Below are 24,848 nucleotides of genomic sequence, written 5' to 3'. Positions count from 1 at the left end.
CCCAGTGATCTAGCTGGCGCTCCACCCGCCGTCGATGGTGTACGAAGCCCCCGTCACCATCGACGCCTCGGTCGATGCCAGCCACCCCACCAGCGATGCCACTTCCGCGGGCTCGACCATCCGTTTGATCGCGCTCTCGGTGAGCATCACCTTCTCGACAACCTCGGATTCACTGATTCCGTGAACCTTTGCCTGGTCGGAGATCTGGGATCGCACGAGTGGTGTCAGGACGTAGCCCGGATTGACACAGTTACTGGTGACACCGTGTGGGGCACCCTCGAGCGCAACAACTTTCGACAGGCCTTCGAGTCCGTGCTTTGCCGTGACGTACGCACTCTTGAATGCCGAAGCGCGGAGCCCGTGGACCGAGGAAATGTTGACGATGCGCCCGAATCCTTTGCGGTACATGTACGGCAGGGCCGCTCTGACCAGGAGGAACGGCGCTTCGACCATGAGGCGTTGAATCTTCCGGAAGTCCTCGACGTCGAAATCCTCGATGGGACTGACCCGTTGAATGCCGGCGTTGTTGACAAGTACGTCCGTCTCGAGTGCCAGATCCACGAGTTGGTCGGTGTCGAGGAGATCGACGGCCAACGCAGTGCCGTCGATCTCGTCGGCCAGCGCCTTCGCGGCGACGTCGTCGAGATCAGCGACGGTGACGTGGGCGCCGCGGGCGGCAAGGAGTCGAGCACACGCCTCGCCGATACCGCTGGCACCACCGGTGACCAGTGCCGTTTTGCCGGAGAGCGTCATGCGGAAACACCGGCCCGCTCGTCGGCGAGCACTCGTGCGTCGGCAGCATCGACGGACTCGAGCGAGATTCCCTTGGTCTCCCGCGCGAAAACGACTGCGACGATAGTGACCAGGGATGCCAGCAGGAGATAGATCGCGATGGGGACCGAGGAGTCGAACTTGCTCAGCAGTCCGGTCGCGATGATCGGAGCAAGTGAACCTGCCACAATCGACGTGACCTGATATCCCAGGGAGACACCGGAATAGCGCATCCGGGTCGGGAACATCTCGGCCATGATCGCGGGTTGGCCGGCGTACATGAACGCGTGGAACACAAGCCCGATGATGATTGCCGACAAGATGACTGCATTGTGCCCGCTGTTCATCATCGGAAAGGCGAAGAATCCCCATGTTCCGGCGGTGACGGCGCCGATCATGTACACCGGGCGTCGACCGATCGTGTCGGACAGTTTGCCTACCAACGGAATCACTGCGAAGTGCACGGCATGTGCCATCAGCATCCACCAGAGGATGTGCGCCGTGTCCGCATGAACGACGACCTTGAGGTAGGTGATCGAGAATGTCACCACAAGGTAGTACATGACGTTTTCGGCGAAACGCAGGCCCATCGCGGTCAACACTCCGCGCGGGTAACGCTTGACCACCTCGAAAACGCTGTACGAGGTTGCCTTGACCAGTTCTGCTTCCTTCTGCGCCGCAATGAAAATGGGAGCGTCGGTGACCTTGGTCCGAACGTAGTACCCGACCAGAACGATCACCGCGGAGAGCCAGAAGGCAACGCGCCAGCCCCAACTCATGAAGGATTCGTCCGAGAGCGTCGACGTCAGGATCAACAGCACGACAGTGGCCACCAGGTTGCCCATCGGTACGCCGGCCTGAGGCCAGGACGACCAGAACCCGCGAGATCGATTCGGGCTGTGCTCGGCGACAAGGAGTACCGCCCCTCCCCATTCGCCGCCGACAGCAAATCCTTGGATGAAGCGCAGCGTGACCAGCAGTGCCGGCGCCCAGTAGCCGATCTGACCGTAGGTCGGTAGGCAGCCCATCAAGAACGTTGCGGCGCCGACCAGCAGCAAACTGAACTGCAACAACTGCTTCCGGCCGAACTTGTCTCCGAAATATCCGAAGACGATTCCGCCGAGTGGCCGGGCGGCGAATCCGACGGCGTAGGTGATGAAAGCCGCGATGATCGCATCCAGCTCGTTGCCGCCGCCAGGAAAGAAGACTTTGCTGAAGACCAGAGTGGCCGCCGTGCCGTACAGAAAGAACTCGTACCACTCGACCACGGTGCCCGCCATCGAGGCGCCGACCACCTTCTTCAGCCCCGATGGTGGGGCTTGGCTCTCGGGTTTCGGCATGTTGTCGACACTCATCGTGGACTCCCTCGTCTTCAGTTCGCGATTCGCCTGCTCTTCACGATCAGGAATGTGACCGCTCGCACATTTTTTGTGACTCGATGAGTATCGGTGCAGATTCTTGGCACGACAATGACAAATCTCGCACCATACAGGTGCAAAAATGCAGATATGACACTCGGACTGAGCCCGGACGACCTACTGGTGCTTCTCGCGGTCGGTCGCACCGGCCGCTTCAACACCGCCGCCGACGACCTGGGCCTCAACCACACCACCATTTCGCGCCGCATCGCCTCGCTCGAGAAGAGCCTCGGCGGCCGTGTACTGGTCCGCTCGTCCGGCGGCTGGGAGTTGACCGACCTGGGCAGACAAGCCCTCAGCGCGGCCGAGCGCATCGAGGCCGCGGTGAACGAACTGGCACTCGACTCCACCGGTCAGCAGCAACTCGACGGCGTCGTGCGGGTCTCGGCCACCGACGGCTTCAGCGCATACATCGCGGCCCCCGCCGGCGCAGCGGTTCGCAGACGCCATCCTCGCGTGAGCGTGGAGATAGTCGTCGCGACCAGAAAGGCGTCGCAGATACGCTCGGGGCTCGACATCGAGGTTGTTGTCGGCAAACCTCAAGTTCACCGCGCCGAGGCCGTCCATCTGGCCGACTACGCGCTGGGTTTGTACGCCTCCCGAGAGTATCTACGTCAGAATGCAGTGCCCGAAAGTGCCGAAGAGCTGGCCGAACACTCGCTCGTGTATTTCATCGACTCGATGCTGCAGGTCGACGAACTCGATCTGGCCCGCAAGCTCACGGTTTCCATGCGCGAGGCCGTCACGTCCACCAACGTGTTCGTCCACATCGAGGCAACGCGCGCGGGTGCCGGCATCGGCCTGCTCCCCTGCTTCATGGCCGAGCAGCACGACGATCTGATTCGCGTGCTGCCGACTCACATCGAAGTCAGACTTTCGTACTGGTTGGTGGCTCGTTCTGAATCCTTGCGCCGACCGGAAGTCGCAGCGGTGGTGACGGCACTTCGAGAGACTGTGGATCGCAAGCGATCTCAACTCCTCGGCTCTCCCGGGGCGAACGAAGCGCTCAGTCCAGAGTCGAACGATGCTGGACGATGACCTTGCGCGCCAACTCGGCGATCTTGACGTTCATGTTCTGCGAGGTTCGCACCAGAATGTCGAAGGCCTCGTCGTCGGACACCCGATGCAATGCCATCAGCAGACCGACGGCCTGACCGATTTCGCGACTGCTCGCCAGACCTCGCCGCAGCGAGTCGGCATCCTCTCCTCGGTTCAGCGCGGTGACGGCCACAGATGCAAACGATGCCAACATGATCGCGTGGTCGGCAACAGTTTCCGTGAATGCTCCCGGAGTGTCGGAGAAGAGGTTGAGGGCACCGAACTTCTGACGATCGACCATCAGTCGGAACCCCATCGAGCCACGAATGGGTGTCTCTGCCACGACTTTCCGAGCGAACTCGGGCCACTGATTCGGAGTGCGAAGATCTGACTCGAGCTGCGGCGCCTCCGTGTCGAGGGCGTCGATGCACGGCCCCTCGCCAGTCGCACGTTCGAGATCGTCTGCATACTCGGCGATCTCGTCGCTTGCCGCTACCGTGACGTTGGTGTTTCCCCGTCGCAGCATCAGGCTTGCGCGATCGCAACCGGGAATCAACTCGACAGCCGCCGAACAGATCGCGGAGTACACCTCGGCGCTGTCTGCGGCGGAGTAGAGGATCTCCGCCAACGCCGCGAACACTGCCGTGGGTTCTGTCAGTGCTTGGTCGCGCTCAGCCATCTCCATACACCTCGGGGTCTACCGTTCATCGAATTCTTCACCGAACGGTACAAACCTTACTTACTCGAGCGGATGGGGTCGCCGCCGCTCGCCGATTCCCGCCCGTCCGTCCCCTGAAAAGCTTCCGTAGCCGCGCGGTGATGCAGAGCCGTGACGGTGGTGATCTGCTTGGACACCAGGTCGTTGAGCTCGCGGTACTGCTCCTCCGTCTCCCCGGCCGGAATGTCTCTCAGGACCTCCCACATCGCACTCTTGCCGCACAGAGCGGTCCGCATGATCTCGAGAGTTGCCAGCTTCACGAGACGGTTGCGCCAGATGGCGTCGACATGGACGAGGCGCCTGATCCGATTGATCGTCGCGTCGATCTTGGAGTACCGCGGCAGAGATATGCCCTGGGTGTCCTCGATCAGTTGCAGCAGCTGCTCGATCTCGTACTCGAGCTCACCCGGCAACGAGTCCAGCTCACCGTCGGCCCACGCGCCGTACGAGTCCGAGAGTGACCGCGAGAGTTGCAGCCCTACCATCGCTCCGCACAGGTGAGTGACCAGATAAGCAGTGGCTATGTGTTCCTCAGCAGATCTCGACCGACTACCGAACATTGGGATCCTCCTGGGCGACGCTCGACCGGTCTGTGCTGACACGGGTGGTGATTCGACATCCGCCTACCCGCGACAGACCGAGAACAAACGACGGGCGACTCAGACCCGATCCGGCACCACGACGACGGGTTCGAGGATCTCGGCCCGAGACTCCGGCGCTGCGGCGCGCAAGGCGTCGGCCGACTCGTCGTCCGGCTGGGTCTGCGACTCGATCTCCGCTTCGACGCGCGCTCGGTACGTGTCGACCTCGCGCTCGACGGTGGCGGGATCCCAACCGAGAATCGGAGCAACCAATCCGGCAACCTGTTGCGCACAGTTGACACCACGATGCGGGTACTCGATTGCGATGCGCATGCGGCGAGCCAGGATGTCGTCGAGGTGCAATGCACCCTCGGCCGCGGCGGCGTACACAGCCTCGACCTGAAGGTAATCGGGGGCATCTGTGATGGGCTGCAACAACTCCGGCGTCTGTCGGCCGAGTTCGAGGACCTCCGTGATGAGTGAACCGTAGCGGTCGAGCAAGTGCTTGACGCGATACGGATGCAAGCCGTACTGCTCGCCCAGTTGCACAGTCTGATTGATCAACGCGAAGTATCCGTCGGCGCCGACGAGCGGCACCTTCTCCGTGATCGACGACGCCACTCGCGCCGGAATGTCTTCTGCTGCGACATCGACGGCGTCTTCCGCCATGACCCGATACGTGGTGTACTTTCCACCGGCGATGGCGACCAGGCCTGGAGCCACACGGGCAACGGCGTGCTCGCGCGAGAGCTTCGACGTCTCGTCGCTCTCACCGGCAAGCAGCGGACGCAGGCCTGCGTAGACACCGTCGATGTCGGCGTGCGTCAGCGGCGTGACCAGGACGGAGTTCACGTGGCCGAGGATGTAGTCGATATCTGCTTTGGTTGCCGCTGGGTGAGCGAGATCCAAGTTCCAGTCGGTGTCGGTGGTGCCGATGATCCAGTGACTGCCCCACGGAATGACGAACAGCACCGATTTCTCGGTACGCAGGATGATGGCGGCTTCACTGACGATGCGATCGCGCGGGACGACGATGTGTACGCCCTTCGACGCTCGCACCCGGAACCGTCCGCGCTGACGTGAGAGGGCCTGGATTTCGTCCGTCCAGACACCGGTTGCATTGATGACGACGTGACCCTTGACCTCCGCGGTACGGCCGTCTTCGCAGTCGCGAACACGAACTCCCGAGACCCGGTCCGCTTCACGCAGAAATCCCACGACCTGCGTCGACGTTCGGACGACCGCGCCGTAGTGGGCGGCGGTCCGTGCAACGGTCATGGTGTGCCGAGCGTCGTCGACGACGGTGTCGTAGTACTGGATGCCACCGGTCAGTGAACTGCGCTTGAGGCTCGGCGACATGCGCAGTGCGCCCGCCCGCGTCAAGTGCTTCTGGGAGGGGACCGACTTGGCGCCGCCCATTCGGTCGTAGAGGAAGATTCCCGCGGCCATGTACGGGCGCTCCCACACGCGGTGAGCCAGAGGGAACAGGAACTTCAGCGGCTTGACCAGGTGCGGAGCGAGCGTGGTCAGCGAGAGCTCGCGCTCACGCAATGCTTCACGAACGAGGCCGAATTCGAGTTGCTCGAGATAGCGGAGACCGCCGTGGAACATCTTCGACGAGCGACTGGACGTACCGGATGCGTAGTCACGGGCCTCGACCAACGCAACCTTCAGCCCGCGGGTGGCCGCATCGAGGGCCGCTCCGACACCGACGACACCACCGCCCACCACGACGACGTCGAATTGCTCGGTCTGAAGTTGTTCCCAAGCAGCTTCGCGCTGCTGCGGGCCGAGAAACTGCGCACCTTGCTGCTTACTCAACCCGGTCTCCTGTAAGTCGACGACGAATCCGTTTACAGGCTAGTAGCTTGATCCACATACTGCGACAGCGCACGGATTACTGCGAACACGCCCGAACCTAGGAGCACAGTGAATCAATACATCGCCGCCATCGACCAAGGCACGACGTCGAGCCGCTGCATGATCTTCGATCACGACGGCGCCGTGGTGAGCGTTGCGCAGAAAGAACACGAGCAGATTTTCCCGCGAGCAGGTTGGGTCGAGCACGATCCGGCGGCGCTGTGGATCAACACTCGGGAGGTGGTGGCCGGCGCTCTCGCGAAGGTCGATCTCACGCGGGCCGACATCGCTGCCGTCGGAATCACGAATCAGCGTGAGACGACCGTCGTTTGGGAGCGTTCGACGGGTGAGCCGATCTACAACGCGATCGTGTGGCAGGACACGCGCACGGATCAACTGTGTGTCGAACTGGGCGGCGACGAGGGTCCGGACAAGTATCGAGACAAGACCGGACTACCACTCTCGACCTACTTCGCCGGGCCGAAGATCCGCTGGATTCTCGACAACGTCGACGGTGCGAAAGCAAAAGCGGAGGCCGGCGAATTGTGCTTCGGCACTGTCGACACGTGGATCGTGTGGAACCTGACCGAGGGCGTCCACGTGACAGATGTCACCAATGCGTCACGCACGATGCTGATGGATCTCGAGACCCTCCAGTGGGACGAATCGATCTGTGCGGACTTCGGAATCCCGATGTCGATGCTCCCGGAAATCCGTAGTTCCTCAGAGGTCTACGGCACAGGACGTCCACGCGGCAATCTCGCCGGTGTGCCGGTCGCCGGAATCCTCGGTGACCAGCAGGCAGCCACATTCGGCCAGGCCTGCCTCTCCGAGGGTGAAGCCAAGAACACCTACGGCACCGGCAATTTCATGCTTCTCAATACGGGCACGAAGCCGGTGCACAGCAAGCACGGACTACTGACGACCGTCTGCTACAAACTCGGCGAAGCCCCAGCCGTGTACGCACTCGAAGGTTCCGTCGCCGTGACGGGTTCCTTGGTCCAGTGGCTTCGAGACAATCTCGGAATCATTCAGAACGCCAAGGACATCGAGCCGCTCGCCGCAAGTGTCGACGACAACGGCGGCGCCTACTTCGTGCCCGCGTTCTCCGGGCTGTTCGCACCTCGGTGGCGACCGGATGCCCGGGGTGTCATCGTCGGTCTGACGCGGTTCGTCAACAAGGGACACCTGGCCCGCGCAGCGCTCGAGGCGACGGCATACCAGACCCGCGAGGTCATCGACGCCATGCGAGCGGATTCGGGAGTCGAACTGTCCGCACTGAAGGTCGACGGCGGCATGGTGGTCAACGAAACCCTGATGCAGTTCCAGTCGGACATCCTCGGAGTTCCCGTCATCCGCCCGGTGGTCAACGAAACGACAGCTCTCGGTGCTGCATACGCAGCGGGCCTCGCCATCGGTTATTGGGCCGACACCGAAGACATCCGCAACAACTGGGCCGTCGGCCAAACCTGGGAACCGGCGATGGACGAGTCCGAAAGGTCACGGCTGTACGCGGAGTGGAACAAGGCCGTCGAGCGGACGTACAACTGGTCCGAGTAATCACCCCGATCCTTCCATACCGGAAGAGCTGATCATGGTCGCCTATTGATACTCCTGAGGTATCAATAGGCGACCAAGTTGGTATTGGACGTGACCTACACCACTCTGCGAATCTCATTCAGGCACGCCACGTTTCGGCGCCGCGAATGTTGCAGAGAAAGGTCGCCACGCATGAGTTCACCCACTCGCAGTTCCGAGGAGATCAACGCCAAGGCGCGAAGAGCCGGTATCGCTTCGTTCATCGGAACCACTATCGAGTGGTACGACTTCTACATCTACGGCACTGCCGCCGCCCTGGTATTCGGCGACATCTTCTTCTCCGACACTCTCCCGAACGGAGTCGGAACTCTCCTCGCCTTCATCACGCTCTGGGCAGGCTTCCTCGCCAGGCCGATCGGCGGGATCATCTTCGGACACCTCGGCGACCGGATCGGACGCAAGAACACTCTCGTCATCACCTTGATGATGATGGGTGTCGCCACGGTCGGCATCGGACTCCTCCCCACCTACGCACAGGTCGGGATCTGGGCGCCGATCGGTCTGGTCACCCTTCGCGTCATCCAAGGAGTCGCGGTCGGTGGCGAGTGGGGCGGCGCAGTGCTCATTGCCAGCGAAAATGCACCGAAGGGCAAGAGCATCCTCTACTCCGCGTTCGCCCAACAGGGCTCACCCGCCGGAAATCTGTTGGCCACCATCGCGTTCTTCCTTCTGTCCTCGATGCCGACGCCGTCGTTCCTCCTGTACGGATGGCGCATCCCGTTCATCATCTCGGCGGTGCTGGTCATTCTCGGGATGATCATTCGCCTCAAACTCGAAGAGTCGGACGAGATGAAGGCCGTTCTCGCACGCAAGAAGGTCGTCAAGCTTCCGCTCGCCGAAGTCTTGCGCAAGCACTGGGTACTGGTTCTCCTCGGCGCCGGCGCACTCCCCCTCGCCCAGGTCACCTATTTCAAGAACACCTTCGCATTGTCCTGGGCTACAAAAGAACTCGGATACGATCGAGGAACCTTCCTGGCCGCCATCGCGATCGCGCTCGTCGTGCAGTTCATCGTCCAACCTTTCGGTGCCGTCCTGGTCTCCAAGATCGACATGCGAAAAGCCATGTGCCTGATGGTGATACCGGAGTTCGTCCTCATGCCCGCCATGTTCTTCGCGATCCGAACCGGGAACTTCACCATCGCAGTCGTCGCGATGTGTCTGGCCACGATCCCGCACTCGATGTTCTACGGCGCCATCGCCGGCGTTCTCGCTCGGGCCTTCCCCGCCAACATCCGTTACACCGGTCTGTCGACGGCGTACCAATTGTGTTCCCTTGTCGTCGGCGGCGGAACTCCCGTACTGGCGCAGTGGATGCTCAACACGTCAGGCAATATCGTCGGGGTCGCGATCGTATCCGGGCTGTACGCCCTTGTCTCGCTGATCTGCACCCTGCTCCTGCTCCGACGTACCGGCTACAACGCGGGCGAACTCTCGACGGCCGAACAAGCGGACTACGACGAACTCGAACTCGAACTCGAAAACACTCTTGTCGATATTGCGAACTCGCCGAAGTCCGAAGCGGGTGAGATTCCTACCGGTCGGGCAACCGTCTAGGCCAGGGACGGCAGCGCCTGCTCGGACAATTTCAACACTTCGAGAAGAGCAGGTCTGTCGTCTCCCTCTCGCCAGGCGATACGCAGTTGAAGAGGAGGAGGTGGGTCCATGACCGGAACAAAGACAACATCAGGATTCACGATGCTCTGGGCCACCGAGGAAATGGTCAACGAGCATCCGATTTCCGCGGACACCAGCGCGATCAACGACATCGAATCCGGTGCCGTCTGCACGATGCGAGCCAGGAACCCTGCGTTCTTCGAGGCAGTGAGCAGAGACTCCCGCAGAATCGAACCTGGCTCCGCCGGAAGCGTCACCCAATTCTCGGACTCCAATTCGATCAACCGAACCGAGTCCCTCGACGCCAACGGGTGGTCTTTGGACATGGCCACCAGAAAGTTCTCCTCGGCGATCAATCTCGACGTGATCCCGAGCGGCGGTACGGTCCACCGCACCATCCCGATGTCGAGTCGTCGATCGAGCAGCATCAACAACGCCTCGTTCGCGAAAGCAGAACTGTCGAGCACGAATTCGATACCGGGATTGGTCTTTCTCACCAATTTCGCCCACCGCCCGACGAGCAGATGCGAAGAAGTCCCCGCGAAACCCAGGCGAACGCGACCTGTCGTTCCCTTGCCTGCCGCAGACACCGCGATCTCGGCCATCCGGCACGCGTCCAGAATCTCGCGCGCCGGAAGCAGCAGCGCTTCACCGGCAGCAGTGAGCCGCACAGTTCGAGTGCTCCGATCGAACAACGGCGAACCGAGCTGTTTCTCGAATTGCCTGATCGTTCGACTCAGCGGCGGTTGCGCAATCCGAAGCCGCTGCGCCGCACGGCCGAAATGTAGCTCCTCAGCCACCGCGAGAAATGCGTTGATCTGATGAATTTCCACCCGACATTGTTGCGCCACACCGGCCGAACATGTCAAGTTCCGAAACCGACCGAGTGCGCGAAAGAACAAGAAGAGGTACACACGTGGACAAGACCCTCTCGATGAAAGAGGCCGTCGGCCGATACGTCGAAGACGGGATGACCGTTGCGCTGGAGGGATTTTCGCATCTCATTCCTTTTGCCGCGGCACACGAGATCATCCGGCAGGGCAGAAAGGACCTCACGCTCTGCCGGATGACGCCGGACATCGTTTCCGATCAACTCGTCGCCGCCGGCTGCGTCCGAAAGCTGGTTGCCTCGTTCTTCGCCAGCGGCTCCGCAGGTTCTCTGTACGAGTTACGCAGACGCATCGAGAACCAGGACCCGCTCCCCCTCGAAGTCGAGGAATACAGTCATTACGGCATGGTGTGCCGGTATCAGGCGGGAGCGGCCAGGCTTCCCTTCTTCCCGCTGCGGTCGTACGCCGGTAGTGATCTACCCGCACTCAACCCACAACTGAGACTCGTCGAGGATCCGTACGGCGGCGGGAGCGTCTACGTTGTGCCGCCGTTGAATCCGGATGTGACGATCATCGGCGCACAGCGAGCGGACACGTCCGGGAACGCACAGATCTGGGGCATCGCCGGGGTGCAGCAAGAAGCCGTTTACGCCGCGAAGAAGGCGATCGTCGTTGTGGAAGAGCTGGTCGACGACGAGGTCATCAGGTCAGATCCGAGCCGAACTCTGATTCCCTCGCATGCAGTCGACGCGGTTGTCGTCTGCCCGCGCGGCGCGCACCCGTCGTACGCACAGGGATACTACGACCGCGATTGCGGCTTCTACCGACGCTGGACCGAGATTTCCAAAGACCCTTCGTTGCTGAGAAATTGGCTCGACGAATGGGTGTACACACTCGGCGATCACGACGAATATCTCGCCAAGCTCGGAGCTGACTACTGGTCGGATCTCGAGGTCGGATCAAAACTCTCCACACCTGTCGACTACGGGAGCAGACTGTGACCACCACGATTGTCAGCGGTAACACCACCTCCACCGAAACGATCGTCGCCGTCGCGGCACGCGAGTTGGCGGGTAAGCGCCGGGTCTTCGCCGGAGTCGGGCTCCCCACGCTCGCAGTCGATCTCGCGCGCCACACGTCGAATCCGGACGTAGAACTGATCTACGAATCCGGAGTGTGCGGCGCGCATCCGTCGGCGATGGCCGAAGGTATCGCCGACTCCGTCGTGGTCTCCGGCGCCGAATCCGTGCTCAGTATGGCCGCACTCTTCGGTTATGTCCTGCAAGGTGGCAACGTCGACGTCGGTTTTCTCGGGGCCGCTCAAATCGATCGAACGGGAAGCCTGAACACAAGTTTCATCGGTGACTGGAAGAACCCGACGGTCAGACTGCCCGGCGCAGGCGGGGCCGTCGAGATCATCGCGAACGCGGCCGAGATCTTCGTCGTGATGCGTCGCCACGACCTCAGTTCCTTTCCGGCCGCGCTCGACTTCTGCACCTCACCCAGCCCCGCCCGCGCCCACGCCAGCGGAAAGGGCATCATGCCGGCAGGTGCAGGGGTGACAAAGGTGTTCACCAACCTCGGTGTCCTGACACACCAGGGCCCCGGCGGCGAGTTGGAGCTGACCAGTGTCCACGAAGGCATCTCGGTCGATCAGGTGCGAGAGGCGACGGGATGGGATCTGGCCGTCGCCGACCACGTCACCGTCACCACCCCGCCGTCCGGTACGGAGATCGATCTGCTCCGCAACACTATCGACAAAGTCAGGCTGTACCTGCGGTGACACTGTCCCGGAGCCTGCCGACGGCGTCGACCAGCACCGCTTCGGGATACGTCGCGAAACACAGTCGAGCGCTTCGACCAAGGTCCGCTTCGACCGCGAAGGCCGAACCTGGGACAAATGCCACGCCATGCGCGAGCGCGGCACCCAGGAGTTCGGTGGTGTCGACGTCGTCGAGGAAATCCATCCAACAGAACATCCCGCCGCGGACCTCGGAAAAGCGTGCACGCCCACTCAATTCCGTCTCGGCGGCCGTGACCAACGCCTTCGCCCTCGCGCCGTACCCCGCTCGAAGCACGTCGAGATGCGCGTCGAACCATTCGACGTCGGAGAAGAGGTCTGCGGCGATCTGCTGTGTGAGCGAAGACCCGCACAGGTCAGCGCCTTGCTTGATCAGTTCGACCGCCTCGCAGACCTTTCGGTCGCCGTGCAGCCAGCCGACGCGCAGCGCCGGTGCCAACACTTTGGAAGCACTGGACAGCCGAATCACCCTGTCCGACAACGCCGCCAGCGGTGCGGGCGGTTTCTCGCCGAAGTACAGTTCGCCGTACGGGTCGTCCTCGAGAACCCAGAACCCGTATCGGTCCGCCAGTGCCGCCAAGTGCGCTCGCCGCTGCGCCGAAAGCACCGCGCCGCGCGGGTTGTGGAAATTGCTCACGGTGTGAACAACTTTGGGCCGAAGACCGGCGTCGAGTTTCGCTTCGAGCGCGTCGGTGTCCATTCCGTCCTCGTCGAGCTGGACGGGAACGAGACGGGCCTGCGCCGTTCGAAAGACCTGCAGCGCACCGGTATATGCCGGTTCCTCCACGACCACGACGTCACCGGCGTCGAGGAGGACCTGCGCGAGCAAGCTCAAACCTTGCTGAGAACCGTGGGTGATCACGACTTCGGACACGTCGAGTGTCCGCCCGATCTTGGATGATTCGCGCTCGGCGATCACCTCACGGAGGCGCAGCAGGCCGGAGGTCTCGCCGTACTGAACGGACGAGGGGTCACCGAGTGCGTCGTGGGCTGCCTTCGAGATTCGCTCCCGCGGAATGAAATCGGGATCGGGCAGTCCGCCGGCCAAGCTGATGACGTCGGGCCGGGCAGTCAGGGTGAGCAGATCGCGAATTGCAGAACTACGGAGTCCGTCCATGCGAGCGGACAGCGCGGCGTGTGTCATATGAAGCTCCCAGGCACGCAGAATGAAGGTCAGAGGAAAAACACCCTGAGCCGTCCTGGGTCAACGGGGCGGGAGAGCGCCGAGATACCGACCCTTGATTCGGTCGGTATCTCGACTATCCCACCAATACTTCAGTATGTGAAACAGAGTTCCCACATTGTAAGAAGACTCTGGTCGGTTGTCAGTCCAGGTCGTCGTGACGCATGAGCTGACGAGCAGCCTCGGTGATCGATCCGGTCAGCGACGGGTACACCGAGAACGTCTGCGCCAGGTCGTTGACCGTCAGGTTGTTCTGTACGGCGATCGCGATCGGCAGGATCAATTCCGAAGCAGTGGGTGCGACCACAACACCGCCGATGACCACGCCGGTAGCCGGGCGGCAGAAAATCTTCACGAATCCGCGACGCAAACCGGACATCTTGGCGCGCGGGTTGGTGTTGAGCGGCAACATGACGGTGCGCGCAGGCACCTCTCCGTTGTCGATCGCTGCCTGCGAAACACCCACCGTTGCAATTTCGGGGCGTGTGAAGACGGCCGACGCGACGGTCTTCAACTTGATCGGGCTGACGCCTTCACCCAGTGCGTGGTACATCGCGATACGTCCCTGCATCGCAGCCACCGACGCGAGCGGGAGCAGTCCGGTGCAGTCACCGGCAGCGTAGATACCGGAAACCGTGGTGCGCGAGACCCGGTCGACACGCAGGTATCCACCCTTGTCCAACTCGATGCCGACCCGCTCCAGGCCGAGACCGTTGGTGTTGGGGACGGAACCGACGGTCATCAGAGCGTGGCTTCCTTCGACCGTGCGGCCGTCGGAGAGCTTGACGACGATGCCCTTCTCGGTGCGCTCGACGGCGTCCGCGCGGGCGTGCTTGACGAGGGTGACACCGCGCTCGGCGAGGGCGTCCTCGAGCACGAGCGCCGCATCGGCATCCTCGCCGGGCAGAACACGGTCGCGACTGGACACGAGCGTGACCTTGACGCCCATCTCGGTGTACGCGGAGACGAACTCGGCACCGGTGACACCGGAACCGACCACGACCAGGTGCTCGGGAAGCTCGTCCAAGTCGTAGAGCTGGCGCCACGTCATGATTCGCTCACCGTCGGGCTCGGCTCCCGGGATGATGCGGGGGCTGGCGCCGGTGGCGATCAACACGACGTCTGCGTCGATGGTCTTCTGCTCGCCGCTTCCGAGCGTCGCGCGAACCTGGTGTGCTGCCATGCCGAGGAGTGGATCGGTCAGTTCGGCGGTGCCGGAGAGAACCTCGACGCCTACCGTCTGCAACCGTGCGCGAATGTCCGAGGACTGGGACAACGCGAGACTCTTGACTCGGGAGTGGATCTTCGGCAGTGACACCGAAGCCTGCTCCGGATCCAGAGTGATGCCGAGGTCGGATGCACGACGCATGTCGGTGCGGATTCCGGTGGACGCGATGAACGTCTTCGACGGGACACAGTCGAACAGCACACACGCACCGCCGACGCCGTCCGAATCGACCAGGGTGACCGTGGCCCCGTGCTGCGCGGCTACCAGTGCCGCCTCATAGCCGGCGGGTCCGCCACCGATGATCACGATCCGGGTCATGTGTCCTCCAAGTCCTCGCGTGGCCGGCAGGGGTCTCCCGTCGACCAGTGTCACGCTATTCGAGCACCACGTGTCGCGCAGTGCTTGTACCAGATTACTTGCGTCCGGTGGTCCGCTTCGCCACACCCTCGGACCACGGTTTAGGCTTGCGCCCGTGTCGATTTATGCCGCCTACGGTTCCAACATGCATCCCGAGCAGATGTTGTTGCGCTGCCCACACTCCCCCATGTCCGGGACAGGGTGGCTGCGAGGCTGGCGCCTGACCTTCAGCGGCGAGGACCTCGGCTGGGAGGGTGCTCTCGCCACCGTGGTCGAAGATCCCGATTCCAGTGTTTTCGTGGTGCTCTACGACGTCCCGGAAGAGGACGAAGTGAGTCTGGACCGCTGGGAAGGCGCCGAACTGGGTCTGCACCGCAAGATCCGCGTGCGGGTCGACACCGCCGGCGACGCGGTACTTGCGTGGCTCTACGTCATGGATGCGTACGAAGGCGGGCTGCCGTCGGCCCGCTACATCGGTGTGATGGCCGACGCTGCCGAGATTGCCGGAGCGCCGGCCGAGTACGTACGAGAGTTGCGGACAAGAAACAGCCGCAATGTCGGTCCGGGTAACGGTGTTACCGATTAGATAGCTGTCCTGCTCAAAGCAGCAGGAAATACGCGAGCACTGCCAGTGCTGCGAGCACCACCACAACCGTCACGCCGATGAGCACACGCTTGGAACCGCGCGACTCCGATTCGCCTGCCACAACTGCAGTTTCCGGCTCGGCGGTCGCCACCCCGGCAGCGGTTTCTGCCGCCACCTTCTCGCGTCCCAGGGTGTCGAACACCTCGGTCACGTCGTGTGAAGGCGGCAATCCGATCGGCACGATAGTGTGCGACGTCGAGGTGAATCCGGCAGCCAGAATTGCGGCTCCCAGCGCAGCCGACTGCTCAGGTCCGGGACCGAGTTCACATCTGACACCGAGCTTTTCGGCAATCCCGGCCGCTATGGACATCATGGCCGCTTTGTCTGTCGCCGGTTCGCCGTCACCGGTGACGACTACGGCGTCCAGGTTCTCCGGCATCCAACCGAACGCACCCAGAGCCGTCGCGAGGCGTGAACTCGGCGAACTCCCGTCGCCGGCAAAGCCGAATGCACGGCCGGCCGCGACTCCAGAACGCACGAGGGTGACCGCTGCCCCGGTGTCGTCCACGTGATAGATGCCGATGAGCGTGCCGGCGAGTGCCGCGATTTCCGACTCGAACCACGCCGACACGGCCTCGGCATCCGAGACGAGTGTGACCCGTTCGAGGCCCGCGTAGACCAGCGAATCCTGCATGAGGGCCGCTGTCGACGAGTCCCAGCGTGACGGGTAGGTCGCGACGATGTCGGGCGCTCCCCCGCTTCGACCACCACGATCGGGCAGCGGCTCGCATTCCTGCAACAGACAGCGAATCGAGGTCGCCACCAAATCCTCGGCGCGGTAACGAGTATCGGCAGTTCCCGCGACGCCACTCGGGTCCCCGACGCGACCGACAAAGCCCGACCAGCTCTCGGCGAACTCACGGCCGGCACCCAGTTGCTCGGTGCCACCGAGCACCGTCGTTCCGTCCTTGCGTTGATTGAGGATCGTGTCCCGAACCAATACCACCGGATCGGCCGAACCCGGATCGTTCGACGCAACGACAGCCGTCGACACCAATGTGCCGATTCGCACTCCCACACCTATGGACATGCCCGTACCTTCACTCGAACGACACGAAAAACGGTACCCCCGACGGGAACCGGAACTATCCCAGAACCAGGCTCGTCAGAACCTTCACACCGACGCCGAGTGCTCGCTCGTCGAGATCGAAAGTGGGTTGGTGGATGTCGAGCTGATCGCCCTCACCCGACCACACGCCGAGCCGCGCCATGGCACCCGGCACGGTTTCGAGGTACCACGAAAAGTCTTCGCCACCACCGGATTGCGGGGTGTCCGCCAAAGCATCTTGTCCGACGGTCGCGATGGCGTCCTCGAACATCCGAGTGGACACCTCGTCGTTGACGACCGGAGGCACTCCGCGACGATAGTTGAGTTGGTAGCGAACTCCGGTGGGTGCGAGCAGTCCGTGGACGATTTCTTCCACGAGCGGTTCGAGCAACTCCCACGTGTCGTGATCGCCGGTACGTACCGTGCCCGTCATCATGCCGGTCTGCGGAATCGCGTTGGGCGCCTGACCTGCGCTGACCGCGCCCCACACCATGACGGTTCCGGTACGCGGATCGATACGACGGCTGAGCATTCCCGGCAGCCCGGTCACGACGGTGCCGAGCGCGTAGATCAGATCCGTGGTCAAATGCGGCCGCGACGTGTGCCCACCCGGAGAGTCGAGGACGACCTCGATCGTGTCGGCAGCAGAGGTGATCGCACCCAGGCGCATTCCGACCTGGCCTGCCTCGAGTCGCGGATCGCAGTGCAGAGCAAAGATTCTGGACACACCGTCGAGCGTGCCCGCGGCGATGACGTCGAGTGCTCCGCCAGGCATGACTTCCTCGGCGGGCTGGAATATCAGCCGAACCCCGACGGGAAGTTCGGGCAGCGTGGCCAGAGCCAGTCCGGCGCCGAGCAAGATGGTGGTGTGGGCGTCGTGGCCGCACGCATGGGACACACCGGGGACTGTGGACGAGTACGTCGCTCCGGTCGCCTCCTGCATCGGCAAAGCGTCCATGTCGGCGCGCAGTGCGATTCGTGGACCCTCCGGTCCGATATCGCACGTGAGACCGGTGCCACCGGGAAGGATCTTCGGCGACAATCCAGCGGCAGTGAGGCGGGTGGCGACGAATTCGGTGGTCGCGTATTCGCGGCGAGCCAACTCCGGGTTGGCATGGATGTGTCGACGCCACGCGACGAGGTCGTCGGTGTGCGCGTGAATCCACGTGTCGATTGCCGCGTTCACCGGCGATCTACCCCTTCCAACAGACGGGCGCGTTGTTCTGGATCGGACGCTACCCGGACAGCAGTGCGGGCCAACGCAATTGCACCGTCGACTACCGCTCGATCTGCGGAGGTGGTGATACACGCAGCCGCGAACTCCGGCTGATGTGTCACTGCCCCCGATGAATCCAAGCCTATGACCGGGTGAATTCCCGGAATCACATTGGTCACATTACCCATATCCGTACTACCCAGTGGACGGGAGCGCTCCCATTCCGCTGCCAGTGGCACCCGCCCGAGATCGACGATCTGTTCACGGTACGCCGCCGCCAGCCACGGATCGGGGGTCAGCTCGGTGTAAGTAGGCGATACCGTGCGGATTTCGTGGGTGCACCCAGTGCCGAGTGCACCCGAGGCGAAGCACGCGTCGGCACGCTCGGACAGATTGGCCAACGACGCGGCCGTTTCGGCACGCAGGTAGTAGAGCAATTCGGACCGAGCCGGAACGATGTTGGGAGCCGTGCCGCCGTCACTGACGATTCCGTGAATCTGCTGACCTGGCTGCAGGTGCTGACGCAACAGTCCGACCGCCACCTGAGCGAGCGTCGCTGCGTCGGCGGCGTTACGACCGAACTCCGGCGCAGCAGACGCATGCGCCTCGCGACCGTGATAACTCACGGCGATGTCCGCCAAGGCCAGCGAGGTCGCACCGATGATGTCGATCGGCCCTGGATGAACCATCATGGCCGCGCCGACGCCGTCGAAGGCACCACGCTCGAGCATCAGAACTTTGCCGCCACCGGTTTCCTCCGCGGGAGTACCGATCACTCGGACGGTGATCCCCAGTTCGTCGGCCACGGTAGCCAACGCGATGCCGGCCCCGACCGCGGCGGCGGCAATGATGTTGTGCCCACAGGCATGACCGATCTCGGGCAGCGCGTCGTACTCGGCGCAGATCGCGATGACCAACTCTCCGCTGCCGTAGGTGGCATCGAAAGCTGTCGGCAGATCGACGATCCCGCGAGTGACCGCGAAACCGTGCTGCGCCAGCAGGTCCGACACTTTGGCAGCGCTGCGGAACTCCTCGAAGGCGAGTTCCGGGTCGCTGTGAATCGAATGCGACAGCGCGATCAGATCGGCCTCTACGGACCTGACTGCGCTGTCGACATTCTGGTTCACGCGATCATTGTCTCACCCGAAGGAGAAGTTGCTCTTGTCAGTCACCTGAGCGAGGTCTGCAAGAGCATCGCGGTGGATGCCTGCCTTGATTCCCGCCAAGTTCTTGCCGTGAGTCGACGTCAGTGCCGACGCCTTGGCCACAGCAGCGGCGAGTACTCCGTCGCCGTCGACCGTTTCCTGCACGATGCCGGCAGCGAGTGCGTCGGCGCCGCCGAAGCGACGCCCCGTCGTCATGGCATCGACTGCCGTCTGCTTGGGCAGACGACTGTTCAGCAGTGCAGACATCCCGACAGTGAACGGCATGTTCAGTCCCACCTCGGGCAGGCAGTAGAAGCCGCGGTCCGCGCGCATGATCTGGAAATCGTGCGAGGACGCGAGCATGGCGCCGGCGCCGAACGCGTGCCCCTGCACGGCCGCGACCGTGGCCATCGGGAAGGTCAGCAAACGGCTGTAGATGGTGTGGACCTTGTCCAGGTAGCCGGGGAGACCGTCGAGATTGCCGAAGATCCACGTCGTGTCCAGGCCGTTCGTGTAGAACTTGCCCGTCGCCGTCGTCACCAGGGCTGCGGGCCCCTCGTGCGCTTCGACCTCGTCCAACTTGCTGTGAACAGCGTCGATCCACTCAGGGCCGAAGCGGTTCTCATTGTCCGTTTCGCCCTCGTTGCCGAGGTACAGGATGAATACGTCGCCGTCGCGTTCGAGATAAGGCATGGATGGGAGAGTAACGCCCGCCAACTCACCCGGCGAACCGACCCGACTCCTCAGTAGGGTTGCTCACATGGGAACGATCGCCGAGGCCGCCGCCGCTGCTCTGTCCGCCATGACTGGCTCTTCGTCACCGTCAGTCGCCATCGTGCTCGGGTCGGGGTGGACCGATGCCGCAGACGTGTTCGGCGACGCCGGTGCGGACGTGACAGCCGAAGTCTCGATGGCGGATCTTCCTGGCTTCGCCCCACCGTCCGCTCTCGGCCATGCGGGCACCATTCGTTCGGTGCGCGTCGGAAACACCGAAGTCCTGCTGCTGCTCGGGCGCGCGCACGCATACGAGGGCCACGATCTCGCCACCGTCGTCCACCCGGTCCGGACAGCCATTGCTGCCGGCGCCGACACCGTCATCCTCACCAATGCGGCCGGCGGTATCCGCGAGGACTACGCAGTGGGACAACCAGTGCTGATCAGTGACCACCTGAACCTGACGGCCCGCTCTCCCCTCGTCGGCGCAGAGTTCGTCGACCTGGTCGACGCCTACTCGCCGGAACTGCGTGCGCTGGCTCGCTCGATCGACCCGGACCTTGCCGAGGGTGTTTACGCCGGGCTTCCCGGTCCGCATTACGAGACTCCGGCCGAGATTCGAATGCTTCGTACACTCGGCGCCGATCTGGTCGGCATGTCGACGGTTCACGAGACCATCGCGGCCCGCGCGCTCGGCGCCCGCGTTCTCGGCATCTCCATGGTCACCAATCTGGCCGCCGGAATCACGGGCGCCCCACTGGACCATCAGGAGGTGCTGGCGGCAGGCAAAGCCTCGGCGGCCCGGATGGGAGTGCTGCTGCGTCAACTGGTCGAGCAGCTGTGACACCACTGAACGTCACAGAGTGGATCGACGCCGATCCGGACCCGGTTACCCGCGCAGAATTAGCAGCCCTTTCGGAACATGAACTGACCGAACGCTTTTCCGCACCACTGACGTTCGGCACTGCTGGGCTTCGCGGGCCGGTGCGCGGCGGACCCAACGGAATGAACCTCGCGGTCGTCATCCGGACCACGGCCGGTCTGGCGGCCTGGCTGACAGCTCGCTGCCAGGGCGGGTCCCGCGTTGTGGTCGGCCGCGACGCCCGGCTCGGTTCAGAGGCATTTGCTCTGGCCGCCGCCGAGGTCATGGCAGCCGCCGGGTTCGAAGTGACCCTGCTCCCCCGCCCACTGCCGACACCGCTGGTGGCGTTCGCGGTGCGCAGGCTCGGGGCAGCGGCAGGTATCCAGATCACCGCCTCCCACAATCCTGCCGCCGACAACGGTTACAAGGTGTATCTCTCGGGCGGAGCGCAACTCGTCTCCCCCGCCGATCGTGAAATCGAGAGCGAGATCGCTCGCATCGGTAGTGCCGCCGACGTCGCGCGAGCATCGGTGATTCCGGCCGACGATTCTCTGGTCGAGCAGTACATCGCCCGCATCGCGACCCTCCCTCACGGCGACGCCCGCTCGATCCGGATTGCGCTCACGGCAATGCACGGCGTCGGGGGTGAGACTGCGACCGCGGCTCTGCGAGCAGCAGGATTCGAGGACCTGCACGTCGTGGCGGAGCAGTTCGATCCCGACCCCACGTTTCCGACCGTCGAGTTCCCCAATCCCGAAGAGCCCGGCGCCGCAGACCGCCTGCTCGCCCTTGCCCGACGTGTCGACGCGGATCTGGCGATCGCACTCGACCCGGATGCCGACCGCTGCGCCGTCGGAGTTCGCGACGGTGATCAGTGGCGCATGTTGCGCGGCGACGAAACCGGGGTGCTCCTGGCCGACCACGTACTGAGCACGGCGCCCGAAGATTCGTTGGTGGCGACGACGATCGTCTCCTCGACCCTGCTCTCGAAGTTGGCGAGAGCCCGCGGAGCCAGGTTTGCGCAGACACTCACCGGTTTCAAGTGGCTCACGCGTGCCGGCGACGGACTCGTCTACGCCTACGAGGAAGCGATCGGGCACTGCGTCGATCCGGATGTGGTGCGGGACAAGGACGGAATCTCGGCTGCCGTGCTGGTGGCCGACTTGGCTGCCACCCTCGCGGTCAGCAACAGAACCCTGCTGGACGTTCTGGGCGACTATGCCGTCGAATTCGGACTGCATCGTGGGGACCAAGTATCCCGCCGCGTCGAGGATTCGAGCGACATCGCCGAAATGATGAAACGACTACGCGCCGATCCGCCAAGCCAACTCGCGGGCGAGCCGGTCACCGTCGAGGACTTGGCCGAGGTTCGCGGTGGTATGCGCACGGACGCAGTGATATTCGACGGACCGTCGATCCGCGTGGTGGTGCGACCGTCCGGAACCGAGCCCAAGCTCAAGTGCTATCTCGAAGTTGTCGTCCCGGTGGCGAACCGCGACGACCTCGCGAACGCAGTAGAGCCGGCGAAGGCCCGGCTGGCCGAACTCCGAACCTTCGCCCTTTCGCTCTAGCGGGGTCCGAACTGCCGATCGCCGGCGTCACCGAGACCGGGGACGATGAAAGCGTTCTCGTCGAGTCCGTCGTCGATGCTCGCGATGACCAGACGAACCGGGTGGCCGGACGCTGCCAGCGCGTCGACGCCGGCCGGAGCGGCCACGACGCACACTGCCGTGACATCCGTCGCGCCACGCGCAACCAGCAAGTCGATGGTGTGCACCATCGAACCACCGGTGGCGAGCATCGGATCGAGCACGAACACCGGGATCCCGGACAGATCCGCCGGCAGGGATTCGAGGTACGGAACCGGCTGATGAGTCTCTTCGTCACGTGCCATTCCGACAAAGCCGACGCCGGCCGACGGAATCAGCGCACTCGCCTGTTCGACCATGCCCAGACCGGCCCGCAGCACCGGTACCAACAACGGCGGCTTCGCGAGCCGGATGCCCGTCGTCGCTGCTACCGGGGTGTCGACCGGAAATTCCTCGACCTCCGCGTTACGCATGGCCTCGTAGACCAGCATGTGCGTGAGCCTGCGAAGTGCGGAACGAAAAGTCGCGTTCTCACTGCGTGCATCACGCATTGTCGTCAAGAGGGCCGCCGCGAGCGGATGGTCGACTACGTGCGTTTGCATGACCATCAGAATAGTTCCTCGGGAACCGGAGCACCCCGCGCGGCGTCCAAGAAGGAGTAAGCGCAACGGGGGGAAGACAAGTTGACAAATCTGGATCTGGACACTGAAAGCATCGCGGAGTTCGCCACGCGGTTGGGCACTGTTGCCGACAACGTCGCGCAAGCTCGACAGGACGCAGCGGGTGGCGATCACATGGCTCTGTCCGCTGTGCTCGGGCTGATCGGCGGCGACTTCGTCGGCGTCGCGGGCCGGGCACAACAAGCGCACATCGACGACATCGATCGACTGTCCACTGTAATTTCCAGTGTCCGGTCGGCCGCCCTCGACGCTCATGCCGTCTATCTCGACTCCGAGGAATCGGTACGAAGGGCTCTCACCGAAGCCGCACGCTCATGATCGACGTCGACGCACTCGCACGACCGATCATCGATCTGGTCGACACTGTCGGGACTGGTGCCCCCAGCGCAAGTGGACCCGACGTCGGCATCCGAATCGCCACGGACGCCCTCGAGATCGCATACCAATTGGGAAGCGCTGCTCTGAGCGAACTGGCGTCCTCTCAGAGCTCGTCCACGGCACTCACCGCTGCGGTGACCAAAACCGAGCAGACGCAGACGTCGACGCGAAACCTCGCCGATCGTGGGACCGACATCGCCGGCGTCGTGGACGAAGCGACAACGTCCGTGTACGCGGGAATGACCGAACTCGGTGAGATTCTCCAGTCGTTTCTGACACTCGCGATCAAGGCCGGGCCGACGCTGATGACACCGACGGGCCAATTGATGTTGTTGTCGGCCGCGTTGGAGCACCTCGGACGCGCGGTATCGGTGATCGAGCGGGTACGCGGTGAGCTGGCCGGGTCGACCGACAAGATGTCCGCACTCGTCCCGTCCGTCCCGATACCCGATCCCGCACCTGGGGTCTCCGAGTCGGCGGGTGGTTCCGGTTCCGCAAGTGGTTCCGGTTCCGTCGGTGGCGTTGAGGTCGAACTTCCCGACGGCTCGATTGCCACCGCACCGAACGCCGAGGCCGCTGCTGCCGTACGCAACGCGCTCACTCAACAGGGTGTCCCGTACGCCTGGGGAGGCACGACACCCGGAGTCGGTCTGGACTGCAGTGGTCTGACGCAATGGGCGTACGGCCAGGCCGGAGTCGATATTCCGAGGTTGGCTCAGGAACAGGGAATCGGGAACCAGGTCGATCAGAACAATCTGATGCCGGGCGACCTCGCGGTCTGGGACGGACACGTCGCCATGGTGATCGGCAACGGTCAGATGGTCGAAGCCGGCGATCCTGTCGAGATCAGCGCCATCCGAACCACGAACAGCGGCATGGGCTTTCACGGCTTCTACCGTCCGACGGAATGACAGGGAATCATGCCCGAGAACAAGCGCGAATCATCGCCGATCATCACAGCCGTAGCCGTCAACCGCAACGGAACCATCGCGGTCCGCGCCACGGAGCACGCCGTGCCCGTGGACCTGAGGATCAGCCAGGACGAACTGCGGTACGGCGGGCAGCGGTTGGCGCAGCAGATACTCACGCTGTGCTCACATGCAGCAATCGAAGCCGGCGCCCGCCATCGTGTGGAGCTCGAGGAGACCGGAGTCCCGGCAGCGATCCTCGATCGGCTCGGTCTACCGACCCGAGACGGACTGGCCGATGTCGACGCCGCCGAGGGCCAGAACCTTCCGTCGAGCTGGATGCGTTCGATATGAGCGAGATTGATCGAATCATGGAGCTGGCGAAACACCGGACGGGACTCTTGCAGGACGCCGTCGACGGGGTCGGCGCTCTTCGGGTAGTCGTCTCGAGCGAGGGTGGGATAGTCACGGCGACTGTCGACGGGCTGGGCGCTCTGGTCGACCTACGGATTACCGACGCAGTCACCGCGATGAATTCTCAGACGGTGGCCGCATTGACGGTGGCCACGATTCACCAGGCAGTTCGACAGTCCAACGACGAACGCGAGCGACTGGTCAGTGAGCTCCGAGTAGCCCTGAAACAAACGTGACGAACCCCCGCTAT

General features: G+C 63.3%; 25 protein-coding genes. 12 read left to right on the top strand and 13 right to left on the bottom strand.

The genetic code is table 11. The features are described 5' to 3' along the window. Window positions 1-9: 9 nt before the first annotated feature. Together ACBG85_RS10340 and ACBG85_RS10335 are read right to left on the bottom strand one after the other, a co-directional pair. Window positions 10-753, bottom strand: coding sequence for a 3-hydroxybutyrate dehydrogenase (locus tag ACBG85_RS10340; RefSeq protein ID WP_064688928.1), 744 nt, complete (start codon window positions 751-753; stop codon window positions 10-12). Beyond that, a complete protein-coding gene (locus ACBG85_RS10335; RefSeq protein WP_003940819.1) occupies window positions 750-2,126 on the bottom strand; it encodes an MFS transporter in 1,377 nt (458 codons plus the stop codon). Before ACBG85_RS10335 ends, ACBG85_RS10340 begins: the two co-directional genes overlap by 4 nt. A 153-nt stretch (window positions 2,127-2,279) precedes the next feature. Here ACBG85_RS10335 and ACBG85_RS10330 point away from each other — a divergent pair, with 153 nt between their 5' ends. Continuing rightward, the gene (locus tag ACBG85_RS10330) at window positions 2,280-3,227 is read left to right on the top strand and encodes a LysR family transcriptional regulator (RefSeq protein WP_058039067.1); all 948 of its coding nucleotides are present in this window, start codon (window positions 2,280-2,282) and stop codon (window positions 3,225-3,227) included. On the opposite strand, the gene ACBG85_RS10325 is transcribed toward ACBG85_RS10330, so the two are convergent. The 3 genes from ACBG85_RS10325 to ACBG85_RS10315 form a co-directional block, all read right to left on the bottom strand. Next, the gene (locus ACBG85_RS10325) at window positions 3,196-3,912 is read right to left on the bottom strand and encodes a GAF and ANTAR domain-containing protein (protein ID WP_372027404.1); all 717 of its coding nucleotides are present in this window, start codon (window positions 3,910-3,912) and stop codon (window positions 3,196-3,198) included. The genes ACBG85_RS10330 and ACBG85_RS10325 overlap by 32 nt on opposite strands. 50 nt (window positions 3,913-3,962) lie before the next feature. Beyond that, a complete protein-coding gene (locus ACBG85_RS10320) occupies window positions 3,963-4,505 on the bottom strand; it encodes a hypothetical protein (RefSeq protein WP_312637521.1) in 543 nt (180 codons plus the stop codon). Between the two features lie 99 nt (window positions 4,506-4,604). Then, window positions 4,605-6,347 (bottom strand): glycerol-3-phosphate dehydrogenase/oxidase, encoded by a 1,743-nt coding sequence (locus tag ACBG85_RS10315; protein WP_125050568.1) that lies wholly within the window; start codon window positions 6,345-6,347, stop codon window positions 4,605-4,607. Window positions 6,348-6,455: 108 nt separating this feature from the next. Between ACBG85_RS10315 and glpK the strand changes: the two genes are divergently transcribed. Together glpK and ACBG85_RS10305 are read left to right on the top strand one after the other, a co-directional pair. Beyond that, window positions 6,456-7,946, top strand: a complete 1,491-nt coding sequence (gene glpK / locus ACBG85_RS10310) for a glycerol kinase GlpK (RefSeq protein WP_058039065.1) — start codon at window positions 6,456-6,458, stop codon at window positions 7,944-7,946. Between the two features lie 171 nt (window positions 7,947-8,117). Beyond that, complete coding sequence (locus tag ACBG85_RS10305; RefSeq protein ID WP_075832817.1) at window positions 8,118-9,539, top strand: MFS transporter; 1,422 nt, start codon at window positions 8,118-8,120, stop codon at window positions 9,537-9,539. On the opposite strand, the gene ACBG85_RS10300 is transcribed toward ACBG85_RS10305, so the two are convergent. Further along, entirely contained in the window at window positions 9,536-10,432 is an 897-nt protein-coding gene (locus ACBG85_RS10300) for a LysR substrate-binding domain-containing protein (RefSeq protein ID WP_030535055.1), read from the bottom strand. The two genes, ACBG85_RS10305 and ACBG85_RS10300, sit on opposite strands and share 4 nt — an antisense overlap. A gap of 83 nt (window positions 10,433-10,515) precedes the next feature. Between ACBG85_RS10300 and ACBG85_RS10295 the strand changes: the two genes are divergently transcribed. Together ACBG85_RS10295 and ACBG85_RS10290 are read left to right on the top strand one after the other, a co-directional pair. Continuing rightward, complete coding sequence (locus ACBG85_RS10295; RefSeq protein WP_003940930.1) at window positions 10,516-11,430, top strand: CoA transferase subunit A; 915 nt, start codon at window positions 10,516-10,518, stop codon at window positions 11,428-11,430. After that, window positions 11,427-12,212: a 3-oxoadipate--succinyl-CoA transferase subunit B gene (locus ACBG85_RS10290; protein ID WP_003940707.1), complete on the top strand. Its 786-nt coding sequence runs from the start codon at window positions 11,427-11,429 to the stop codon at window positions 12,210-12,212. The genes ACBG85_RS10295 and ACBG85_RS10290 overlap by 4 nt, the downstream gene beginning before the upstream one ends. Here ACBG85_RS10290 and ACBG85_RS10285 read toward each other — a convergent pair. Both ACBG85_RS10285 and ACBG85_RS10280 read right to left on the bottom strand, forming a co-directional pair. Continuing rightward, on the bottom strand, window positions 12,193-13,374 hold the full coding sequence (locus ACBG85_RS10285; RefSeq protein ID WP_007727308.1) for a PLP-dependent aminotransferase family protein: 1,182 nt from the start codon (window positions 13,372-13,374) through the stop codon (window positions 12,193-12,195). The genes ACBG85_RS10290 and ACBG85_RS10285 overlap by 20 nt on opposite strands. 181 nt (window positions 13,375-13,555) lie before the next feature. Continuing rightward, window positions 13,556-14,959, bottom strand: a complete 1,404-nt coding sequence (locus ACBG85_RS10280; protein ID WP_003940987.1) for an NAD(P)H-quinone dehydrogenase — start codon at window positions 14,957-14,959, stop codon at window positions 13,556-13,558. Window positions 14,960-15,113: 154 nt separating this feature from the next. Here ACBG85_RS10280 and ACBG85_RS10275 point away from each other — a divergent pair, with 154 nt between their 5' ends. Next, window positions 15,114-15,584 carry a gamma-glutamylcyclotransferase gene (locus ACBG85_RS10275; RefSeq protein WP_003940753.1) on the top strand — a complete coding sequence of 157 codons (471 nt, stop codon included), beginning with the start codon at window positions 15,114-15,116 and terminating at the stop codon, window positions 15,582-15,584. Window positions 15,585-15,597: 13 nt separating this feature from the next. On the opposite strand, the gene ACBG85_RS10270 is transcribed toward ACBG85_RS10275, so the two are convergent. Genes ACBG85_RS10270 through ACBG85_RS10255 form a run of 4 tightly spaced genes read right to left on the bottom strand, consistent with a single transcriptional unit; the run spans window position 15,598 to window position 19,746 of the window. Continuing rightward, window positions 15,598-16,674 carry a hypothetical protein gene (locus tag ACBG85_RS10270; protein WP_030535059.1) on the bottom strand — a complete coding sequence of 359 codons (1,077 nt, stop codon included), beginning with the start codon at window positions 16,672-16,674 and terminating at the stop codon, window positions 15,598-15,600. A 55-nt stretch (window positions 16,675-16,729) separates the two neighbouring features. Further along, the gene (locus tag ACBG85_RS10265; RefSeq protein WP_231783232.1) at window positions 16,730-17,878 is read right to left on the bottom strand and encodes a M20 family metallopeptidase; all 1,149 of its coding nucleotides are present in this window, start codon (window positions 17,876-17,878) and stop codon (window positions 16,730-16,732) included. Beyond that, window positions 17,875-19,035: a M20 family metallopeptidase gene (locus ACBG85_RS10260; RefSeq protein WP_050654878.1), complete on the bottom strand. Its 1,161-nt coding sequence runs from the start codon at window positions 19,033-19,035 to the stop codon at window positions 17,875-17,877. Before ACBG85_RS10260 ends, ACBG85_RS10265 begins: the two co-directional genes overlap by 4 nt. 12 nt (window positions 19,036-19,047) lie before the next feature. Continuing rightward, window positions 19,048-19,746 (bottom strand): enoyl-CoA hydratase-related protein, encoded by a 699-nt coding sequence (locus ACBG85_RS10255; protein WP_003940710.1) that lies wholly within the window; start codon window positions 19,744-19,746, stop codon window positions 19,048-19,050. A gap of 67 nt (window positions 19,747-19,813) precedes the next feature. Here ACBG85_RS10255 and ACBG85_RS10250 point away from each other — a divergent pair, with 67 nt between their 5' ends. Both ACBG85_RS10250 and ACBG85_RS10245 read left to right on the top strand, forming a co-directional pair. Beyond that, window positions 19,814-20,611 (top strand): purine-nucleoside phosphorylase, encoded by a 798-nt coding sequence (locus tag ACBG85_RS10250; protein WP_064688923.1) that lies wholly within the window; start codon window positions 19,814-19,816, stop codon window positions 20,609-20,611. Further along, window positions 20,608-22,200: a phospho-sugar mutase gene (locus ACBG85_RS10245; protein WP_064688922.1), complete on the top strand. Its 1,593-nt coding sequence runs from the start codon at window positions 20,608-20,610 to the stop codon at window positions 22,198-22,200. The genes ACBG85_RS10250 and ACBG85_RS10245 overlap by 4 nt, the downstream gene beginning before the upstream one ends. On the opposite strand, the gene upp is transcribed toward ACBG85_RS10245, so the two are convergent. After that, the gene (upp, locus tag ACBG85_RS10240; RefSeq protein WP_064689002.1) at window positions 22,197-22,820 is read right to left on the bottom strand and encodes a uracil phosphoribosyltransferase; all 624 of its coding nucleotides are present in this window, start codon (window positions 22,818-22,820) and stop codon (window positions 22,197-22,199) included. The two genes, ACBG85_RS10245 and upp, sit on opposite strands and share 4 nt — an antisense overlap. Before the next feature lie 81 nt (window positions 22,821-22,901). On the opposite strand from upp, the gene ACBG85_RS10235 reads away from it, so the two are divergent. Genes ACBG85_RS10235 through ACBG85_RS10220 form a run of 4 tightly spaced genes read left to right on the top strand, consistent with a single transcriptional unit; the run spans window position 22,902 to window position 24,834 of the window. After that, entirely contained in the window at window positions 22,902-23,216 is a 315-nt protein-coding gene (locus ACBG85_RS10235) for a type VII secretion target (RefSeq protein WP_042449627.1), read from the top strand. Continuing rightward, entirely contained in the window at window positions 23,213-24,187 is a 975-nt protein-coding gene (locus tag ACBG85_RS10230) for a C40 family peptidase (RefSeq protein WP_372027397.1), read from the top strand. The genes ACBG85_RS10235 and ACBG85_RS10230 overlap by 4 nt, the downstream gene beginning before the upstream one ends. Window positions 24,188-24,196: 9 nt before the next feature. Beyond that, window positions 24,197-24,538 (top strand): hypothetical protein, encoded by a 342-nt coding sequence (locus ACBG85_RS10225; RefSeq protein ID WP_372027395.1) that lies wholly within the window; start codon window positions 24,197-24,199, stop codon window positions 24,536-24,538. After that, window positions 24,535-24,834, top strand: a complete 300-nt coding sequence (locus ACBG85_RS10220; RefSeq protein ID WP_063316660.1) for a YbaB/EbfC family nucleoid-associated protein — start codon at window positions 24,535-24,537, stop codon at window positions 24,832-24,834. Before ACBG85_RS10225 ends, ACBG85_RS10220 begins: the two co-directional genes overlap by 4 nt. Window positions 24,835-24,848 lie beyond the last annotated feature (14 nt).

Source organism: Rhodococcus sp. NyZ502 (genome assembly GCF_041464245.1).
GTDB lineage: Bacteria > Actinomycetota > Actinomycetes > Mycobacteriales > Mycobacteriaceae > Rhodococcus_F > Rhodococcus_F qingshengii.
Note: the sequence above shows the minus strand (reverse complement) of the source record. Positions and strands in the feature narration are given on the sequence as shown.

Bases quoted from the DNA above. Each gene is read 5' to 3' on its own strand.
- ACBG85_RS10340 (WP_064688928.1), bottom strand. From the start codon at position 753: ATGACGCTCTCCGGCAAAACGGCACTGGTCACCGGTGGTGCCAGCGGT.
- ACBG85_RS10335 (WP_003940819.1), bottom strand. From the start codon at position 2,126: ATGAGTGTCGACAACATGCCGAAACCCGAGAGCCAAGCCCCACCATCG.
- ACBG85_RS10330 (WP_058039067.1), top strand. From the start codon at position 2,280: ATGACACTCGGACTGAGCCCGGACGACCTACTGGTGCTTCTCGCGGTC.
- ACBG85_RS10325 (WP_372027404.1), bottom strand. From the start codon at position 3,912: ATGGAGATGGCTGAGCGCGACCAAGCACTGACAGAACCCACGGCAGTG.
- ACBG85_RS10320 (WP_312637521.1), bottom strand. From the start codon at position 4,505: ATGTTCGGTAGTCGGTCGAGATCTGCTGAGGAACACATAGCCACTGCT.
- ACBG85_RS10305 (WP_075832817.1), top strand. From the start codon at position 8,118: ATGAGTTCACCCACTCGCAGTTCCGAGGAGATCAACGCCAAGGCGCGA.
- ACBG85_RS10285 (WP_007727308.1), bottom strand. From the start codon at position 13,374: ATGACACACGCCGCGCTGTCCGCTCGCATGGACGGACTCCGTAGTTCT.
- ACBG85_RS10280 (WP_003940987.1), bottom strand. From the start codon at position 14,959: ATGACCCGGATCGTGATCATCGGTGGCGGACCCGCCGGCTATGAGGCG.
- ACBG85_RS10270 (WP_030535059.1), bottom strand. From the start codon at position 16,674: ATGTCCATAGGTGTGGGAGTGCGAATCGGCACATTGGTGTCGACGGCT.
- ACBG85_RS10255 (WP_003940710.1), bottom strand. From the start codon at position 19,746: ATGCCTTATCTCGAACGCGACGGCGACGTATTCATCCTGTACCTCGGC.
- ACBG85_RS10250 (WP_064688923.1), top strand. From the start codon at position 19,814: ATGGGAACGATCGCCGAGGCCGCCGCCGCTGCTCTGTCCGCCATGACT.
- upp (WP_064689002.1), bottom strand. From the start codon at position 22,820: ATGCAAACGCACGTAGTCGACCATCCGCTCGCGGCGGCCCTCTTGACG.
- ACBG85_RS10230 (WP_372027397.1), top strand. From the start codon at position 23,213: ATGATCGACGTCGACGCACTCGCACGACCGATCATCGATCTGGTCGAC.
- ACBG85_RS10225 (WP_372027395.1), top strand. From the start codon at position 24,197: ATGCCCGAGAACAAGCGCGAATCATCGCCGATCATCACAGCCGTAGCC.
- ACBG85_RS10220 (WP_063316660.1), top strand. From the start codon at position 24,535: ATGAGCGAGATTGATCGAATCATGGAGCTGGCGAAACACCGGACGGGA.